The sequence below is a fragment of the Rhodobacter viridis genome, assembly GCF_003217355.1.
Classification (GTDB): domain Bacteria; phylum Pseudomonadota; class Alphaproteobacteria; order Rhodobacterales; family Rhodobacteraceae; genus Rhodobacter; species Rhodobacter viridis.
Genome location: NZ_QJTK01000007.1, coordinates 151,060 through 168,909 on the forward strand (window position 1 = coordinate 151,060; position 17,850 = coordinate 168,909).

At 67.1% G+C, this 17,850-nt stretch carries 18 protein-coding genes; 14 read left to right on the forward strand and 4 right to left on the reverse strand.

The window, feature by feature from the left end; all coding sequences use genetic code 11:
- Window positions 1–6: 6 nt before the first annotated feature.
- Genes C8J30_RS10905 through C8J30_RS10915 form a run of 3 tightly spaced genes read left to right on the forward strand, consistent with a single transcriptional unit; the run spans window position 7 to window position 3,259 of the window.
- Window positions 7–831: a transketolase gene (locus C8J30_RS10905; protein WP_110805883.1), complete on the forward strand. Its 825-nt coding sequence runs from the start codon at window positions 7–9 to the stop codon at window positions 829–831.
- The gene (locus tag C8J30_RS10910; RefSeq protein WP_110805884.1) at window positions 831–1,793 is read left to right on the forward strand and encodes a transketolase family protein; all 963 of its coding nucleotides are present in this window, start codon (window positions 831–833) and stop codon (window positions 1,791–1,793) included. Before C8J30_RS10905 ends, C8J30_RS10910 begins: the two co-directional genes overlap by 1 nt.
- On the forward strand, window positions 1,790–3,259 hold the full coding sequence (locus C8J30_RS10915; RefSeq protein ID WP_110805885.1) for an FGGY-family carbohydrate kinase: 1,470 nt from the start codon (window positions 1,790–1,792) through the stop codon (window positions 3,257–3,259). The genes C8J30_RS10910 and C8J30_RS10915 overlap by 4 nt, the downstream gene beginning before the upstream one ends.
- A gap of 84 nt (window positions 3,260–3,343) precedes the next feature.
- On the opposite strand, the gene C8J30_RS10920 is transcribed toward C8J30_RS10915, so the two are convergent.
- Window positions 3,344–3,781: an RbsD/FucU family protein gene (locus tag C8J30_RS10920; protein ID WP_110805886.1), complete on the reverse strand. Its 438-nt coding sequence runs from the start codon at window positions 3,779–3,781 to the stop codon at window positions 3,344–3,346.
- 436 nt (window positions 3,782–4,217) lie between these two features.
- On the opposite strand from C8J30_RS10920, the gene C8J30_RS10925 reads away from it, so the two are divergent.
- Entirely contained in the window at window positions 4,218–4,691 is a 474-nt protein-coding gene (locus tag C8J30_RS10925; RefSeq protein ID WP_110805887.1) for a hypothetical protein, read from the forward strand.
- 26 nt (window positions 4,692–4,717) lie between these two features.
- On the opposite strand, the gene C8J30_RS10930 is transcribed toward C8J30_RS10925, so the two are convergent.
- Complete coding sequence (locus tag C8J30_RS10930) at window positions 4,718–5,578, reverse strand: universal stress protein (RefSeq protein WP_110805888.1); 861 nt, start codon at window positions 5,576–5,578, stop codon at window positions 4,718–4,720.
- A gap of 195 nt (window positions 5,579–5,773) precedes the next feature.
- Here C8J30_RS10930 and selD point away from each other — a divergent pair, with 195 nt between their 5' ends.
- On the forward strand, window positions 5,774–6,838 hold the full coding sequence (gene selD, locus C8J30_RS10935) for a selenide, water dikinase SelD (RefSeq protein WP_110805889.1): 1,065 nt from the start codon (window positions 5,774–5,776) through the stop codon (window positions 6,836–6,838).
- A gap of 2 nt (window positions 6,839–6,840) precedes the next feature.
- Here selD and C8J30_RS10940 read toward each other — a convergent pair whose 3' ends face one another.
- Window positions 6,841–7,305: an Lrp/AsnC family transcriptional regulator gene (locus tag C8J30_RS10940; protein WP_110805890.1), complete on the reverse strand. Its 465-nt coding sequence runs from the start codon at window positions 7,303–7,305 to the stop codon at window positions 6,841–6,843.
- A gap of 109 nt (window positions 7,306–7,414) precedes the next feature.
- On the opposite strand from C8J30_RS10940, the gene putA reads away from it, so the two are divergent.
- The 8 genes from putA (at window position 7,415) to C8J30_RS10980 (ending at window position 16,314) form a co-directional block, all read left to right on the forward strand.
- Window positions 7,415–10,798 carry a bifunctional proline dehydrogenase/L-glutamate gamma-semialdehyde dehydrogenase PutA gene (putA, locus tag C8J30_RS10945; protein ID WP_110805920.1) on the forward strand — a complete coding sequence of 1,128 codons (3,384 nt, stop codon included), beginning with the start codon at window positions 7,415–7,417 and terminating at the stop codon, window positions 10,796–10,798.
- A 67-nt stretch (window positions 10,799–10,865) separates the two neighbouring features.
- Entirely contained in the window at window positions 10,866–11,354 is a 489-nt protein-coding gene (gene pccA, locus C8J30_RS10950; protein ID WP_110805891.1) for a cbb3 -type cytochrome c oxidase assembly copper chaperone PccA, read from the forward strand.
- Window positions 11,355–11,446: 92 nt separating this feature from the next.
- Window positions 11,447–12,595 carry a CaiB/BaiF CoA transferase family protein gene (locus C8J30_RS10955; protein ID WP_110805892.1) on the forward strand — a complete coding sequence of 383 codons (1,149 nt, stop codon included), beginning with the start codon at window positions 11,447–11,449 and terminating at the stop codon, window positions 12,593–12,595.
- 57 nt (window positions 12,596–12,652) lie between these two features.
- A complete protein-coding gene (locus tag C8J30_RS10960; protein WP_110805893.1) occupies window positions 12,653–13,783 on the forward strand; it encodes an aminodeoxychorismate synthase component I in 1,131 nt (376 codons plus the stop codon).
- Window positions 13,723–14,373, forward strand: coding sequence for an aminotransferase class IV (locus C8J30_RS10965; RefSeq protein ID WP_110805894.1), 651 nt, complete (start codon window positions 13,723–13,725; stop codon window positions 14,371–14,373). Before C8J30_RS10960 ends, C8J30_RS10965 begins: the two co-directional genes overlap by 61 nt.
- A 69-nt stretch (window positions 14,374–14,442) precedes the next feature.
- Window positions 14,443–15,489 (forward strand): aldo/keto reductase, encoded by a 1,047-nt coding sequence (locus tag C8J30_RS10970; protein WP_110805895.1) that lies wholly within the window; start codon window positions 14,443–14,445, stop codon window positions 15,487–15,489.
- Window positions 15,467–15,811, forward strand: a complete 345-nt coding sequence (locus C8J30_RS10975) for a hypothetical protein (RefSeq protein ID WP_110805896.1) — start codon at window positions 15,467–15,469, stop codon at window positions 15,809–15,811. The genes C8J30_RS10970 and C8J30_RS10975 overlap by 23 nt, the downstream gene beginning before the upstream one ends.
- A complete protein-coding gene (locus C8J30_RS10980) occupies window positions 15,799–16,314 on the forward strand; it encodes a lipocalin/fatty acid-binding family protein (protein ID WP_110805897.1) in 516 nt (171 codons plus the stop codon). Before C8J30_RS10975 ends, C8J30_RS10980 begins: the two co-directional genes overlap by 13 nt.
- A 2-nt stretch (window positions 16,315–16,316) precedes the next feature.
- On the opposite strand, the gene C8J30_RS10985 is transcribed toward C8J30_RS10980, so the two are convergent.
- The gene (locus C8J30_RS10985) at window positions 16,317–17,015 is read right to left on the reverse strand and encodes an NUDIX hydrolase (protein ID WP_110805898.1); all 699 of its coding nucleotides are present in this window, start codon (window positions 17,013–17,015) and stop codon (window positions 16,317–16,319) included.
- Window positions 17,016–17,187: 172 nt separating this feature from the next.
- On the opposite strand from C8J30_RS10985, the gene C8J30_RS10990 reads away from it, so the two are divergent.
- The gene (locus C8J30_RS10990; protein ID WP_245909774.1) at window positions 17,188–17,817 is read left to right on the forward strand and encodes an EF-hand domain-containing protein; all 630 of its coding nucleotides are present in this window, start codon (window positions 17,188–17,190) and stop codon (window positions 17,815–17,817) included.
- Window positions 17,818–17,850: the final 33 nt, after the last annotated feature.

The window sequence follows — 17,850 nt, forward strand, 5'->3', positions numbered from 1 at the left end:
GACGTCATGACCCCGAAAACCGAAACCGTGACCCTCATTCGCGAAAAGGCGCTCTGGATGCGCCGGACCGCGTTTTCGATGGTGCACAAGGCACAGCTTGGCCATCCGGGTGGCGATTTTTCCGCCATCGACATTCTGGCGACGCTCTATTTCGGGGTGATGCGCTATGACGCGACCCGCCCCGAATGGGCAGAACGCGACCGCTTCATCATGTCGAAGGGCCATGCGACGGGCGCGCTTTACTCTGCGCTTTGCGCGGCGGGCTACTTCCCGGAAGGCTGGCTGCAGACCTACATGCAGCCGCGCTCGAAGCTGAACGGCCACCCGAACCGCAACTACCTGCCGGGGATCGAAACGAACACCGGGCCCTTGGGTCACGGCTTTCCGGTCGCCACCGGCATCGCGATTGCGGGGCAGCTGACCGGGGCGGACTATCGCACCTTCGTTCTGACCGGTGACGGCGAACAGCAGGAAGGCTCGAACTGGGAAGCGGCGATGACCGCGGGCTTCCGCAAGCTGGAAAACCTGACGCTGATCATCGACCGCAACCGGCTGCAGCAGGGCCAATCGACCGAGGACACCACGGGCATGGACCCGATGGACGACAAATACCGCGCCTTCGGCTTCGAGGTCGCGGTGGTCGATGGTCATGATCTGGGTGCGCTTTACGACGTGCTCTCGGCCTCGCCCAAGGGCCGCGGCAAGCCCTTGTGCGTGATTGCCAATACGGTGAAGGGCAAAGGTGTGTCCTTCATGGAAAATCAGGCGAAATGGCACCACGGCGTGCCCGATGATGCGCAATTCGCGCAAGCGATGAAGGAGTTGGTGTGATGTCGCATGTTGGACCCGTCAAGGCCGGTCTGGCCGACTGCCGCAACGCCTGGGTGGAAACGCTCGAAGCCCTCGCGGCCGAGGATGAGCGCATCGTCGCCGTGGTGAACGACTCGGTCGGCTCGTCGAAGCTGAACGGCTTTCAGAAGAAATTCCCCGATCGGCTGATCAACGTCGGCATTGCCGAACAGCTGATGGTCGGCGTCGCCGCAGGGCTGGCGAACGGGGGGCGTATCCCCTTCGTCTCGGCCGCCTCTTGCTTCCTGACCGGGCGCTCGCTCGAGCAGGTCAAGGCCGATGTGGCTTACGCGAATTTCAACGTGAAGCTGGTCGGTCAATCCTCGGGCGTGGCTTACGGCGAATTGGGCGCGACGCACCATTCGATCGAGGATTTCGCCTGGCTTCGCGTGCTGACGACCATCACCACCATTGCCCCCGCCGATGCCTGGGAAACGGCGCAGGCGGTGAAATGGGCGGCCGAGCATGACGGCCCGGTCTATCTGCGGCTGTCGCGGATGCCGGTGCCCGATCTCGACATTCCGGGCCGCACCTTCACCCCCGGCAAGGCCGAGGTGGTGCGCAAGGGCTCGGATGTGACGGTCATCGCCTGCGGCACGACAGTGCATCTTGCGGCGGAAGCGGCGGACAAGCTGTCGGACAAGGGCCTTTCGGTAAGGGTTCTAAACATGGCCACGATCAATCCCATCGATGTCGATGCCATTCTGGCAGCGGCCCGCGAAACCGGCGCCATCGTCACGGTCGAGGAAGCCTCGGTCCGCGGCGGGCTGGGCGGCGCGGTGGCGGAAATCACCGCGGGCGAATGCCCGGTGCCGGTCGAACGGCTCGGCTTCCCGGGTTTTGTCGTCACCGGCTCGACCGAATGGCTGTTCGAGGAATACGGCCTGTCGGTTGCGGGCATCTCGGCCGCCGTGCGCAAGGTTCTGGCGCGGGTGACAAAATGAACGGGCCGCGGGTTCTCGCCATCGATCAGGGCACGACGAACACCAAGGTGCTGATCGTCGGCCCGGATGGAGCGGTGCTGGCCCGCGCCTCGGCCCCGCTGACGACCAGCTATCCGCAGTCGGGCTGGGCGGAACAATCGGCCGAGGCGCTTTGGGCCTCGGTGCAGGGCGCGATTGCCGAGGCGGTCGCGGGCCTTGCCCCGGGTCTTGGGGTCGACGCCATCGCCATCGCGAACCAGCGCGAGACGCTGGTGCTGTGGGATGCGGTGACCCACAAGCCGCTTTGCCCGGCGATGATCTGGCAATGCCGTCGCACGGCCGACGATTGCGCGGCGCTCGCCGCGACGGGCGTCGGCCCGGCGGTCGAGGCGGCGACGGGGCTGGGACTGAACCCGCTCTTTCCGGCGACGAAACTGGCTTGGGCGTTGCGCAACATCCCGACCGTGGCTGCGGCGCAAGACGCTGGACGGCTCAGGGCGGGCACGGTCGATGCCTGGCTTTTGTGGAACCTGACCGGGGGCGCCGCGCATGCGACCGATCACTCGAATGCCTCGCGCACGCTGCTGTTTGACACGCGCACGCTGAGCTTCTCGCCGGAGCTGGCGGCGATCTTTGGCGTGCGGGTCGATTGCCTGCCGCAACCGCTGCCCTCGGACAGCCTGTTCGGGGTCACCGCCGCAGGGGCGACGGCGCTGCCTGCGGGCGTCCCGATTCAGGCGATGATGGGCGACAGCCATGCCGCGCTTTACGGCCATGGCGTGCGCAGCCCCGGCGCGGTGAAGGCGACCTATGGCACCGGCTCGTCGCTGATGACGCTGACACCCGGGCGCGTGACGTCAAGCCACGGGCTCTCGGGCACGATCGGCTGGACCGATCGCACCGGCACGGCTTACGCGCTGGAGGGCAACATCACCGTTTCCGCGCAGGCGGCGGCCTTCATGGCGAAGATCCTCGGCTTCGAGGATGCCCGCGCGCTGTCGGTCTTTGCCCAAAGCGTGCCCGATGCGGGCGGTGTGACCTTTGTTCCGGCGCTGGCAGGCCTTGGCGCCCCGCATTGGAACGACGCCGCGCGCGGCACGCTGACCGGCATGAGCCATGCGACCGGACCCGCGCATCTGGCGCGCGCGACCTTTGAGGCCATCGCGCAGCAGATCGCGGATGTCTTCGAGGCGATGCAGGCCGATATCGGCCACCCGCTCGCCGCGCTTTCGGCCGATGGCGGGGCTTCGGGGAATGACTTCCTGATGCAGTTGCAGGCCGATCTGATCGGCCGCCCGGTTCAGGTCGCGGCGCTGGAAGAGGTGGGCGCGATGGGCGTGGCTGCGATGGCGATGGCGGCGCTTGGCCATGCTCTGCCGCTTGCCGCGCCGAAACCGCCGTTCGAGCCTGCCTTGAAACCCGCCGATCGCGCGCAGCTGCGCAGGTCCTGGGCCCATGCCATCGCGCAGGCGTCGCTGCCTGCCTGAGCCATTCCCGGGCGCCCAATCTCCTCCCCCGTGGCGCCGTGGGAGTGTAACCGCCCGCAAGCTCGCCTTGCGGGCGGTTCCTTTTCAGGCGGTCGGACGGATCACGCCCTTTTTCAGGATCAGGCAGCCGTAAAGCCGGGTCTCGCCCGTCGCGACGATCGCAAAGGCCTGTTTCGAGCGGGCGTAGAAATCGAAGCGCTCGACCCGGCCCAGCTTCGCCGCCGGGCCTTCGTGCTTGGCGAGAATGGCGCGGAAATCGGCGAAGATCGGCTGCTCGGCCGTGGGATCGCCCACCACTTCCATGTGGAAGGCGGCTTCCGGCACGAAATCATCGAGCGGCATCACCGACAGGATCGCATCCATCACCTGAGTCGCGCTCAGGCCGGGCATGCGGATCAGCTCCTGCGCGCAGCTTTCGGCGGGGAAATTGGCGTCGACGATCACGATCTCGTCGCCGTGGCCCATGGCGCGCAGCGTGTAAAGCAGGTCCGCCGTCAGGATCGGGTCGATGTTCTTCAGCATGGTATCACCTTGTGTTCGCGGGCGGCACGGGGCCAGTCCCGCCGCGATCAAAGACCTCGGCCGGGCAAAGTGCAAGCGTTTGTGCGACGCTGCGACGCGCTTTGCGGTGCCGCGCCGCAGCAACGAATTCCTTTGACAATCGGTGGGTTGGTGAGTGACCTTGACTCACCCTAGGGGCGAGTTAACTTTTGCCCGGGGTACAAGAGAGCATCCGCCCGCCCGGTGTTGAGCGCGGTCGAGGCAGGGGCCAGGGACTTCGAAAGGCCGGGCCAGAACGGTTCGGAAAGGCCGAAAGCCGACAGAAACCGAAGGCCAATTGCGCGCACCATCTGCGATGTCGCGACCATGATCAGCCCGGGGAGGAGCCTGAGATGACGTTTCACTTCCAGAAGAAGCAATCTGGGGTTGTGTCTGCCTCTGCATCGGAGGCCTGCGGATGACCGGACCCTTTGCCGAGATTGTCGCACGGCTCGAGGCCGGGCTGGTGGGGCGCGAACCCTTGCCGCGCCTTGACCGGATCATGGCCATGGCCGAGGAAATTCTGGTGACATGGCTGATGCGCTGCGGCGCGGGGGCGACGCCGGGCATGGTCGAGGGATCTCTGCTGTTGTCGTTGCACCGGCAAAGCTGCCATTGCCAGCCGGGCTTTGACACCAGTCGCGACCTGTGCCGCGAGATTGTGGCGCGGCGCAATGTTGCCTTGCTTTACCCCGAGGAAGCCGCGCAAGCGCATTGGGAGATGGCCGAGAAGGTGCTGCAGCTCGCGCAGTTCGTCGCCGATGTCATGCCGCCCGAGCGACCGGCGGATGCGACGTCGCCGCAACGGCGGGTGGCGGACCTTGCCGCGTGCCGCTGCAGTGCCGAAAAAGTGGCCTCGCCCGAGCTGCGCGAGGTGGTGCGGGCCTGTTAGCCCCGCCGCTTCGGCGGATCAGCGGATCAGCGGATCAGCACCACCGGCACCTTGCAGGCGCGCATCGTGGCCGTTGTGGTCGAGCCGATGATCAGGCTGCGGATGCGCGAATGGCCATAGGCCCCCATCACCAGCAGATCGAATTTCTCGTCTTCGGCGAGCTTGCGCAGCGCCGCCTCGGGCTGGCCCGCCAGAACCGTGGTCTCGGCCGAGATGCCTGCCGCCGCCAGCATCGATTGCGCGGTCTCAAGGCCCTTCTTCACCTCGGGCGTCCCCTGACCGACCGCGGCGATCTGCACCGAGAGCCCGGGGAACAGCGTGCTGCGCGAGATGTGATCGACCGCCTTCATCGCCGAGACCCCACCGTCATAGGCGATCAGAACCCGCTCGATCGGCTTGAAGGCGCGCGAGGCGACGAAGACCGGCCGCGAACAGGAGCGCACGATGCGTTCAAGGTTTGCGCCCAGATGATCCATCGCCTGATCGGCTTCCTCGCCGCGCTTGCCAAGCAGGATCACCCGCGCTTCGGGCTCGAACTCGTGCACTGTCGCCAGCAGATCGCCCTGCCGCAATTCGGCGGAAATCTCCGCCACACCGGCTTTTTCGAGCAGCACCCGGGCGTCGTCGATCAGCGCGCGCCCATGCGCCGCCATCAGCCGCGCGCGCTGCGCATCAAGCGCCGCGAGTTCTTCCATCACGCCGCTGCGCGCGCCCAGCGGCGCGGGTTCCGCCGGATCGTCCAGCGTGGTCGCGCCCGAGGGCGAGGGACGCAGCACATGGACGAGCTGCACCGGCGCGCCTGTGCGCTTGGAAATCCACGCCGCATGATCGCACACGCTCGTGGCGTAGATCGAGCCATCGACGAATGCGACGATCTTCCCGGTCATCTGTCCTCCTGACGGCTTTCCCCGCAGGGGCGCCTCGCGACTCTGCCCACACCGGGGCCGCGCCGCCGGATACACGGCTTTGGCGGAAAATCCAAGCTGCGACGGGGTCCTGCGACAGGTTTTGCGCAATCATGCTTGGCCCCGCGACGGCATGAGCCTATAAAGCGCGCCATTTCTGCGACCAAGGAGTTCGCGATGACCGACACCGCCCCGCAGCCCGAGCCCCGGCTGACCTCGCTTTCGCATGGCGGCGGATGCGGCTGCAAGATCGCCCCCGGGGTGTTGGAGCGGATCCTCTCCGATACCACCGTGCCGCTGGTGCCGAAGGAGCTGATGGTGGGCATTGCCACCGCCGATGACGCGGCGGTCTGGCGGCTCAATGACACGCAGGCGCTGGTGGCGACGACCGATTTCTTCATGCCGATCGTCGATGATGCCCGCGACTTCGGCCGCATCGCCGCGACGAATGCGCTGTCGGACGTTTACGCCATGGGCGGGCGGCCGATTCTGGCGCTGGCCATCGTCGGCATGCCGATCAAGGTTCTGTCCGAGCGCACCATCGGCGCGATCCTGAAAGGCGGGGCCGAGGTCTGCGCCGCCGCGGGCATTCCGGTGGCGGGCGGGCATACGATCGATTCCGTCGAGCCGATCTACGGGCTGGTGGCGCTGGGCCTCGTGCATCCCGATCGGGTCAAGACCAATGCCGGGGCGCGGCCGGGTGACGTGCTGGTGCTGGGCAAGCGGCTCGGCGTCGGCATCCTGTCGGGCGCGCTGAAAAAGGGCCAGCTGCCGCCCTCGGGCGAGGCCGAGCTGATCGCCTCGGTCACGCAGCTGAACACCCCCGGCGCCGATCTGGGCGAGATGGCGGCCGTGCATGCGATGACCGATGTGACGGGCTTTGGTCTTGGCGGTCATGGTCTTGAAATGGCACGCGGATCGGGCTGCGATATCGAGATTTCCTGGGCCTCGGTGCCGCGACTGCCGGGCGTGATGGAGGCCGCGGCCGAGGGCCATCTGACCGGGGCTTCGGGGCGCAACTGGGCGAGCTATGGCGCTGGGATCGATCTGCCCGCCGATCTGGGGGATCTCGATCGCGGGTTGCTGACCGATCCACAGACCTCCGGCGGGTTGCTCGTCGCCTGTGCGCCGGACGCGGTCGAGGCGGTTCTCTCGACCTTCCGTCGTCACGGCTTCGATCATGCCGCGCCGATTGGCCGGGTGCTTGCGGAAAGCGCCACCCCGCGGCTGCGCATCGTCTGAGTTCAAAGCGTCGGGCTGTTCTGCTCGACCACCGCTTCCATCGCCACATAGCTTGAGGTTGCCGCCACATGCGGCAGCGCCGAAAGCTTTTCCCCCATGATTTTGCGGTATTCCGCGATGTCGTGGCTGCGCACCTTCAGCAGGTAATCGAAGCCGCCCGCGATCATGTAGCATTCCTCGACCTCGGGGATTTCGCGCACGGCGGCGTTGAACTGCTCGAGCGCCTTCTGCCGTGTGTCGCTCAGCTTCACCTCGACATAGGTGACATGGATCAGGCCGAGCTGGATTGGCGAGAGCATCGCCCGGTAGCCGGTGATCAGCCCCATCTCCTCCATCGCGCGGATGCGCGCCGCGACTGGGGTTTTCGACAGCCCGACCTTGCGGGCGAGTTCCGTGACCGGAATCCGCGCATTGGCGCAAAGCTCGTGCAGGATGCGCCGGTCGGTGGCGTCAAGCGGGTCGGTCATGTCTTTGGCCCTATCTTTGGTCCGATGGACTGCAATTATGGATTTCAATAGTCACATCGTCCAGAGGCCCAATGATATGATCGGGGAAACGCCCAAGGAGTTCCCGACCATGACCGACCTTTCCGCTCTTGGCCCGCAGGCCAAATTCGCCCCCGAGGCCGAGGTTCTTGAGGCGCTCGTCGCGCAGGCCGCGCTGCCGCAGGCGCAGCTTGACCGGATCGCCGCGCGCGGCGCCGATCTGGTCGCGCGGATCCGGGCCGAAGCGAAGCCGAGCCTGATGGAGCATTTCCTGGCGCAATACGGGCTTTCGACGCGCGAGGGCGTGGCGCTGATGTGTCTGGCCGAGGCCATGCTGCGCGTGCCCGACAACGCCACGATCGACGCGCTGATCGAGGACAAGATCGCGCCGTCGGACTGGGGCAAGCATCTGGGCACGGCGGCCTCGTCGCTGGTCAATGCCTCGACCTGGGCGCTGATGCTGACGGGCAAGGTGCTCGATGATGGCGCGGGCGGCCTTGCGGGCACGCTGCGCGGCGCCATGCGGCGGCTGGGCGAGCCGGTGATCCGCGCCGCCGTGGGGCAGGCGATGCGCGAGATGGGCCGTCAATTCGTTCTGGGCGAAACCATTGAAAAGGCTCTTGAACGCGCCGAAAAACGCGAGAGCGAGGGCTATACCTTCAGCTATGACATGCTGGGCGAGGCGGCGCTGACCACCGCCGATGCCGAACGCTATCGTGTCGCCTATGCGCAGGCGATCGCGTCGATCGCCAAGGCGGCGACCAAGGGCTCGATCGCGGCCAATCCGGGGATTTCGATCAAGCTTTCGGCGCTGCATCCCCGCTACGAGGTGGCGCAGGAGGCCCGGGTGATGGCCGAACTCGTCCCGGTCGTGCGTGATCTGGCGCGGGCGGCGGCGGCGGCGGGGATTGCGCTGCATATCGATGCCGAGGAACAGGACCGTCTGGCGCTGTCGCTGCGCGTGATCGAAGCGGTGATGGCCGATCCCGAGACCGCGGGTTGGCAGGGCTTTGGCGCCGTCGTGCAGGCCTATGGCAAGCGCGCGGGGGCGGCGATCGACGCGCTCGCCGCGATGGCGCGGGCGAGCGGGCGGCGCATCAACATCCGTCTGGTGAAGGGCGCCTATTGGGATTCCGAGATGAAGCGCGCGCAGGTCGAGGGCCATCCGGGCTTTCCGCTCTTCACCTCGAAAACCGGCACCGATGTCGCCTATATCTGCCTTGCCGCGAAGCTCTTCGGGCTGAGCGATTGCCTCTATCCGCAATTTGCGACGCATAATGCGCATACGGTGGCGGCGGTGCTGGAGATGGCGGCGGGGCGGCCTTACGAGTTCCAGCGCCTGCACGGGATGGGCGCGCGGCTGCATGATATCGTGCTGCGCGAGACCGGCGGGCGCTGCCGGATCTACGCTCCGGTGGGGGCGCATCGCGACCTGCTCGCCTATCTGGTGCGGCGGCTCTTGGAGAACGGCGCGAACTCGTCTTTCGTGAACCAGATCGTCAATGAAAGCGTGCCGCCGAGTGAGGTCGCCGCTTGTCCTTTTGCGGCGCTGGCCACGGCCCGGGCGCCGCGCGGGCTGCTGGCGCCTGCGGCTTTGTTCGGGTCGGATCGCGTCAATTCGCAAGGCTTCGATCTGAGCGACCCCGAGGTTCTGGCGCGGATCGAGACGGCGCGGACCGTGACGCTGCCGGACGCCGCGCCGATCGTGGCGGGGCCGGTCTCGGGCGGGTCGCGGGACGTGGTGAACCCGGCCACCGGCGCGGTCGTCGCGCGGGTGACCGAGGCGGATGCGGCAACGGTGGCGGTGGCGCTTGACGCGGCGCGGGTCTGGTCTGCCCCCGCGGCGGAGCGCGCGGCGGTGCTGAGCCGTGCCGCCGATCTCTACGAAGAAAACTTCGGTCCGATCTTTGCCGCACTGGCGCGCGAAGCGGGCAAGACGCTCGGCGATGCGATTTCCGAACTGCGCGAGGCCGTTGATTTCCTGCGCTATTATGCGGCCGAGGGCACGTCCGACACGCGGGCCCCGCGTGGCCCCGTGGTGGCGATCAGCCCGTGGAACTTCCCGCTCGCGATCTTTACCGGCCAGATCGCGGCCGCTTTGATGGCGGGCAATGCGGTGCTGGCGAAGCCCGCCGAACAGACCCCGGTGATCGCCGCGCTGGCGGTGCGGCTGCTGCATCAGGCCGGAGTTCCGGCGACGGCGCTGCAACTTTTGCCGGGTGATGGCCCCACGGTCGGTGCCGCGCTGACCCGCGATCCGCGCATCAAGGGCGTCGTTTTCACCGGCTCGACCGAGACCGCGCAGATCATCGCCCGCGCGATGGCCGCGCATATGGCGCCGGGCACGCCGCTGATTGCGGAAACCGGCGGGTTGAATGCGATGGTCGTCGACAGCACCGCGCTGCCCGAACAGGCGGTGCGCGATGTCGTCGCCTCGGCCTTCCGTTCGGCCGGGCAACGCTGCTCGGCGCTGCGCTGCCTGTATGTGCAGGAAGACATCGCCCCCCATGTGATCGCGATGCTGAAAGGCGCGATGGACGAACTGGTTCTGGGCGATCCTTGGCGGTTGTCGACCGATGTCGGCCCGGTGATCGACGCCGAGGCGCAGGCCGGGATCGAGACCTATCTGGCGCAAAATGCGGGGCGCATCCTGCATCGCACCGCCGCGCCTGCGGGCGGGCATTTCGTCGCCCCCGCGCTCTTGAAAGTGACCGGCATTGCCGATCTGTCGCACGAAATCTTCGGTCCGGTTTTGCATCTTGCAACTTTCGCCGCCGATGACCTGCCTGCAGTGATCGCGGCGATCAATGCGCGCGGCTACGGGCTGACCTTCGGTCTGCATTCGCGCATCGATGCCCGTGTCGAAACCGTGGCCGAGACGATCCGGGCGGGCAATATCTATGTGAACCGCAACCAGATTGGCGCGGTGGTGGGCAGCCAGCCTTTCGGCGGCGAGGGGCTTTCGGGCACCGGGCCGAAGGCGGGCGGGCCTTTGTATCTGGGCCGCTTCTATGCGCCGGAACCGGTCGTGGCGACCGGGGCTTGGACGCAGGCGGTGACGCCCGTGCTGCCCGAAGCGGTCGAAACGCTGCTGGGCGAGCTGTTCCTGCCCGGTCCGACGGGCGAGCTGAACCGTCTGACGCGGCATGTGCGGGGGCCGGTCCTTTGCCTCGGGCCGGGGCCTGAGGCGGCCGCGGCGCAGGCGGCGGCGGTCGCGGTGTTGGGCGGGCAGGCGGTGCAGGCGACCGGGGCCGTCGCGGCCAAGGCGCTGGGCACGGCGGAGCCGCTGGCCGCTGTGCTGTGGTGGGGCGAGGCCGAGATGGGCCGTGCCTATGCTCAAGCGCTGGCGGCGCGGCCCGGTCCGCTGGTGCCGCTCATAACCGCGCGGCCCGATCTGGCCCATGTCGCGCATGAGCGGCATCTCTGTGTCGACACCACCGCGGCGGGCGGCAACGCCGCTTTGCTGGCGGGGTGACTTGCCCTTTGCGCCCGCCTGCGGCATTTTGCGGCACCGCCCGCGGGCGCGATCAAGGGAGAAGACGATGATCAAGGGAATTGCGGCGCAACTTTGCGCGCTGGTGCTGGCGCTGGCGCCGGTCTCGGTTCAGGCGCACGAGGCGCATGCCGGGGCGCTGACGATCATTCACCCGTCGATCCCGGCGGTCATGCAGGGGGCGCAGGCGGCGGCGGGCTATTTCACCATCGTCAACGCGGGCGACAGCGCCGATCGGCTGACCGCGGTCGAGGTCGATTTCGCCTCGTCGGCGATGCTGCACACGAGCGAGACCGATGCGAGCGGCGTGACCCGGATGGTGCATGTCGAGGGCGTCGATGTTCCCGCCGGGGCCACGGTGAAATTCGCGCCGGGCGGGCTGCATGTGATGTTCATGGGGCTGACCGCACCGATCGCGGAAGGGGTGCTGGTGCCCGGAACGCTGGTCTTCGAACATGCGGGCAAGGTGCCGGTGGAATTCATGGTGACGACGGCGGGCAAGGCGCCCGACATGTCTGGCCACAAGATGACCCCCTGAGATCCATGCGCAAAAGGCATATGCGGCGGTGAAAACGGCGGTCGATTTGGCCGCCGCCTCGGGCTAGGAAGATCCCAGCAAGGGAGGGTCCGATGTCCGATGCGCCGCTCAAGGGGCTCAAGGTGGTGGAACTGGCGCGGATACTCGCCGGTCCGTGGATCGGCCAGGTTCTGGCCGATCTGGGCGCCGAGGTTGTAAAAGTGGAAGCCCCCGAGGGCGACGACACCCGTCGCTGGGGTCCGCCCTTCATCGAGCGGCTGCGGCCCGATGGCACTTTTGAAACCGTCGCGGCCTATTTTCAGGCCGCAAATCGGGGAAAAACCTCGATCATATGTGACTTTTCGAACATTGACGATCTGGCGCGGCTGAAACGGCTGATTGCCGAGGCCGATGTGGTGATCGAGAACTTCAAGCTTGGCGGGTTGAAGAAGTTCGGTCTCGATTACGAGAGCCTTGCCGTCGAGAACCCCGGACTGGTCTATGTCTCGGTCACCGGATTCGGGCAGACCGGGCCGCGCGCGGCGCAACCGGGCTATGATTTTCTGGTGCAAGGCATGTGCGGGATCATGGATCTGACCGGGCCGAAGGGCGGCGAGCCGCAAAAGGTCGGCGTCGCCTGGATCGACATCTTCACCGGGCTTTATGGCGTGATCGGGGTGCAGGCGGCCTTGGCCGAGCGGGCGCGCTCGGGGCGTGGGCAACATGTGGACATGAGCCTGCTCGATTGCGGCGTGGGGGTGCTTGCCAATCAGGCGATGAACCATCTTCTGGGCGGGATGGTGCCGCATCGACTGGGCAATGCGCATCCGAATATCGTTCCGTATCAGGTGTTTCCGGCCGCGGATGGGCATTTCATCATCGCCTGCGGCAATGATCGGCAGTTTCAGGCGCTCTGCACCATGCTGGGGCTGGTCGAGGAAGCCAGTAACCCGGACTATGCCAGCAATGCTGGTCGCGTGGCGCATCGCGAGGCACTTTGCGCGCGCATCGCCGAGGTCACCTCGGCCCGGCCGAAAGCCGATCTGATCGCGGCGATGGAAGCCGCTGGCATTCCCGGCGGGCCGATCAATGACGTGGCCGAGGCTTTGGCCGAGCCGCAGATCGCGGCGCGGGGGATGAAGATCGCCCCCGAGGGCGTCGCCGGTCTGCGCACGCCGATCGTCTTTTCGCGCTCGGATCTGGCGCTGGACAAGGCCAGCCCGGCGCTTGGTGACGGTACGTGGCATTTTTCTGTCGGTTGAGGCATTGCCGCGCGGCAAAACCCCGCTTTATTGGGGCGGAGCGAGCGCGAGGGAGACGTGGCCAGCCTGAGTTTCGAATTTGACCACGGTCCTGAGGGTCGGGCCGCGCGATTTGCGCGGCCTGTTTCGGTGATCCGGGCCGATAGCATGGCCGAGATCGGCCCGGCCTTTGCCGCGATTGCCGAAGCGCGTTCCGCGGGTAAATGGCTTGCGGGGCTGCTGAGCTATGAGCTCGGATATGCCTTTTCGGCGAAACTCGCGCCCCTTATGCCCGAGGCGCGCGATGTGCCGCTGATGCTGTTTGGTGTCTATGACGCGCCCGAGGCGCCGTTGCCCGACGTGCCGCCCGCGGCTGAGGCACCGCAGTTTTCCCCTGCCGTCACGCAGGCCGACTATCTGCAGGCCTTTGCGCGCGTGCAGGACTATATCGCGGCGGGCGATGTCTATCAGATCAACCTGACCTTTCCGCTGCGGGCCCGCTGCAACGCCGATCCGCGCGCGCTTTACGCCCGGCTGAAGGCGGCGCAACCGGTCGGTCATGGGGTGTTGGTCGAGGCCGAGGGTTTCGCGATCCTGTCGCGCTCGCCCGAATTGTTCTTCGCCATTGATGCCGAGGGCCGGGCGACGGTGCGGCCGATGAAGGGCACTGTGGCGCGGGGGGCGACGCCCGAGGCGGATGCGCAGGCGGCGGAGTGGCTGCGGGCGTCCGAGAAGAATCGCGCCGAAAACCTGATGATCGTCGATCTTCTGCGCAACGATCTGAGCCGGATTTCCGAGGTCGGATCGGTCAAGGTGCCCGCGCTTTACGACATCGAGACCTATGCAACGGTGCATCAGATGACCTCGACCGTGACGGCGCAGGTCCGGCAAGGGTTTGATTTCGAAGAGATATGTCAGGCGCTTTTCCCCTGCGGCTCGATCACGGGCGCGCCGAAGATCCGCGCGATGCAGATCATTCACGAACTCGAACCGGGTCAACGCGGCGTTTATTGTGGTTCCATCGGCTGGCTTGCACCGACGGGCGGAATGGCGTTCAACGTGGCCATACGCAGCCTGACCCTGCGTCAGGGCGAGGCGGTGCTGAACGTCGGCGGCGGGGTGGTGCATGACAGCGAGGGGGTGTCGGAATGGGCGGAAGCACTGAGCAAGGCGGCCTTCGTGACAGCGCCCCCGAAGGCGTGCGGCTGATCGAGACGATGCTCTGGGCGCCCCGCGAAGGGGTGGCGCTGATCCTGCATCACATGGCGCGGCTCGAGGCGGGCTGTCGCAAGCTGGGCATCGATTGCGACCTGTGGCGGGTCGAGCAGATGATCGAGACTGTCAGCGCCTCGGACCCGCTGCGGCTGCGGCTGACGGTGGGGCTGGATGGCGTGCCCGAGATGACGACGGCGCCGCTGCCGAAGGCGAAATCTTTGTGGCGGGTGGGGCTGGCCGAGGGGCGCGTGGCCTCGGACGATCCGTGGCGGCAGGTGAAATCGACCGAGCGGCATCTCTATGACCTGACCCGGGCCGCGTTGCCCCAGGGCTGGGACGAGGCGATTTTTCTGAATGAACGCAATGAGGTGGTCGAGGGCACGATCACCACTGTCTTTCTGTGGCGCGACAATCTTCTGTGGACGCCGCCGTTGGCTTGCGGGGCGTTGCCGGGCGTGCTGCGGGCGAAGCTGATTGCCACCGGCCGCGCGCGGGAAGCGGTGCTGCGCTGGTCCGATCTGACCGAGGGGCGGTTCTTTCTGGGCAATGCCTTGCGCGGGCTGGTTCCGGCGGAAGTGATCTGAAGCGCAGTCGAGAGGGATTCCAAATTCCCCCGCGCTGTGGCAGGGTTAGCGCCAACTCAAGGGGGCAACATGCGGAAAGTGGAACTGGGTCGCACCGGTGTGATGGTGAGCGAGCTGTGTCTGGGGTCGATGACCTGGGGCACGCAGAACACGGAAGCCGAGGGCCATGCGCAGATCGATTTGGCGCTCGATCGTGGGGTGAATTTCATCGACACCGCAGAGATTTACCCGGTCAACCCGATCAGCGCCGAAACCGTCGGCCGGACCGAGGAGATCATCGGGACCTGGTTTGTCAAGACCGGACGGCGGAACGATGTCGTGCTGGCCTCGAAGATCGCGGGCACCGCGATGAAGGCCGTGCGCGACGGCGGGCCGATCACCCCCGCGACGATCCGCACGGCGGTCGAGGGCTCGCTGCGGCGGCTGCAGACCGATCACATCGATCTTTATCAATTCCACTGGCCGAACCGCGGCGATTACCATTTCCGGCAGAACTGGAAGTTCGACGCGACGAAACAGCCGGGCAAGGCCAAGATCGAGGAAGATTTCTGCGCCTGTCTCGAAACGCTCGCCGTGCTGCGCGGCGAGGGCAAGATCGGGCATTTCGGCCTGTCGAATGACAGCGCCTGGGGCGTGATGACGGCGCTGCGGCTTGCCGAGGCGGGGCATGGGCCGCGCGTGGCGAGCCTGCAGAACGAATATTCGCTGATGTGCCGGCTGTACGACACCGATCTGGCCGAGGTCGGCGTGCATGAGGGGATCACGCTGCTCGCCTATTCGCCGCTCGCGACCGGGATGCTGAGCGGCAAATATTCGGGCGGGGCCGTGCCCGAGGGCTCGCGTCGGTCGATCAATCGCGAGTTGGGCGGGCGGTCCAATCCGCGGGCCTTCGAGATCGCCGATCTTTATGTGGGCCTTGCGCGCGAGGCGGGGCTCGATCCGGTGACGATGGCGGTGGCCTGGGTGCTGCAGCGGCCCTTCCCGGTGGTGCCGATCATCGGGGCGACCTCGGTCGCGCAGTTGGAAAAGTCGCTCGATGCGGCGGGGCTTGGGCTCGACAAGACGCTGCTGAGTACGATCGAGAGGGTGCATCATGGCCATCCGATGCCGTTCTGAGGCGCTGGCGGTTCTGCTTTTGCTTGCCCTTGTCGCCTGCAAGCCGGGCGGCGAGAGCGGCAAGTTGCAGGGCGGCGGGCCGGAAGCCGTGGCCGAGGCCCGTGCCGCCTGCGAGGGCAAGGGCGGGCAATGGGCGCGGCTTGGCAAGATGGAATATTGCATCACGCGCACCAAGGATGCGGGCAAATCCTGTCACAGCCGTACGGAGTGTGACGGGGAATGTCTGGCGCGCTCCATGACATGTGCCCCGGCCAAGCCGCTTTTGGGCTGCAACGCCGTGCTGACCGAGGGCGGAATAGAGGTGAACCAATGCGTCGAGTGATATGTGCCGGGTTTCTGGCCGGGCTTCTGGCTCTGGCCGCCTGCGGGCAAAAGGCGCCCGAGCCCGCGGGGTCGATCCGCGATCCGAAAGCGATGATCACCTCGGCGGTGCTGTTCGATCCGGCGCGGTTCGGCGGCGAGTGGCAGGTGGCGATGAGTGCGACGCCGCGCTGTGGCGGGGCGACGCAAGGCTGGCGCTGGGACGGGCGCGGGAGCTATGCGCTCTCGGGGGTCGATTGCTCGGGAACGGTGCCTGCGGTGCTGAAGGGGCAGGCGGCACTGACCGGCCCGGGCGGGCGGTTCGCGCCGGACAAGGGCTATGGGCGCGAGCCGATCTGGGTGCTGTGGGTCGATCAGGATTACCGGGTTGCCGCGCTGGGCACGCCCTCGGGCGATTGGGCGGTGGTGCTGGTGCGGCCGGGCAAGGCGCGCGGCGATCTGATCGCAGCGGCGCGCGAAGTGCTTGATTTCAATGGCTACGATCTGAAACGGATCGGCGGCTGAGATCAGCCGAGCCGGGCAAAGGTCGCGCGCGGGCCGCGGTTGTCGAAGAACGGGATCGAGGCGGTTTCTGACCGGGGGTAGGTGAGCAGCGCCTGCACCTCGGTCAGCACGACTTCGGTGATGAAGGGCAGGGCGAGCGCCCTTGCCTCGGTCAGCGGCACCCAGTGCAGGTGGCTGAGTTCATCGCAGGCGCGCGAAAAATCATCCGGGTCCGAGGCGATTTCGCCGACATCGACCAGAAAGAACCGCGCATCGAAGCGGCGCGGACGGCCGGGCGGGGTGATCGCCCGAAAGACGAAGCGCAGCCCCGCGGCCGAGGGGCAATGCCCGCTGGCGGCGAAGCCCTGCCAATCTTCGGGCACCGGTCCCTGCCACGCGGCTTCGGTGCCGAGGATCAGGCCGGTTTCTTCCCACAGTTCCCGGATCGCGGCGACGGCAAGGGCCGGGGCGATCCCCTCGGGCGCATCGAGCGCAAGCCGTGCGGCCTCGCGCGCGGGCAGGGGGCGGGCAAGTGGCACGGCGGCGTCGGCGGCATCGAGCGCCCCGCCCGGAAAGACGTATTTCGAGGGCATGAAGGCCGCCCCGGCGCCGCGCATGCCCATCAGCACCGACGGGCCTGCGGGCAGGTCGCGGCGCAGCACGATCACGGTGGCGGCGTCGCGCAGGGCGGATTTGTCGGGCTGGGGATCGGCGGCGGTCATCGGGCCTCGCGTCTGGGTTTTGCGCAGTCTAACCGCAGCCTTTGCGTCGGGGAAAGGGGGCAGGTCCGATCACAGCGTCATCACGCCTTTGCGAGACGCGACGGAATTTCCGTGCTGCCCCGTTTGGGTATCATCTGCGGCGGGAACAGGGCCGCGACAAGGAGTGACGAAGATGAAATCGATCCTGAAAACGACGATGATGGCGGCGCTGGTGTCGGGCGTTGCGCTGAGCGTGGCGCTGCCGGCAAGCGCGCAGGAAGCTCCGCCCGCACCGCCGGCGGCCGGTGGGCCCGCGATGATGGGGCCGGATGGCATGGGGCCGATGGGACCGATGGGGCAGCCCTGGCCGCAATTCGATCTGAAGGCGTTCGACAAGGACGGCGACGGCAAGGTGACGATGGCCGAAGTGCAGGCCGGTCGGGCCGAGCGGGTCAGGGGGATCGACGCCGATGGCGACGGGTTGCTGAGCGCCGACGAGATGATCGCGGCCGATCTGGCGATGGAAAAATCGCGCATCGAGGAACGGGTCAAGGACCGGATCGCGGCGCAGGATGCCAATGGCGACGGCAAGCTGTCGGCGGCCGAGATGATGGTGCCGCCCGGCCCGGCGCGGCTCTTTGACCGGATCGACGCGAATGACGATGGCGTGGTGACGGATGCCGAACTGGCGCAGGCGCGCGAGGCGATGCGGGCGAAGATGATGGAACGGATGCACGACCGCCACGGCGATCATGGCCCGAAAGATCACGGCCCGCGCGGTCAGGGCATGTTCGCCCCGGGGCAACCTCCGGCGCAGAACTGAGCGACGAGAGCGGCGGCCCTCCGCTCCCGGGGG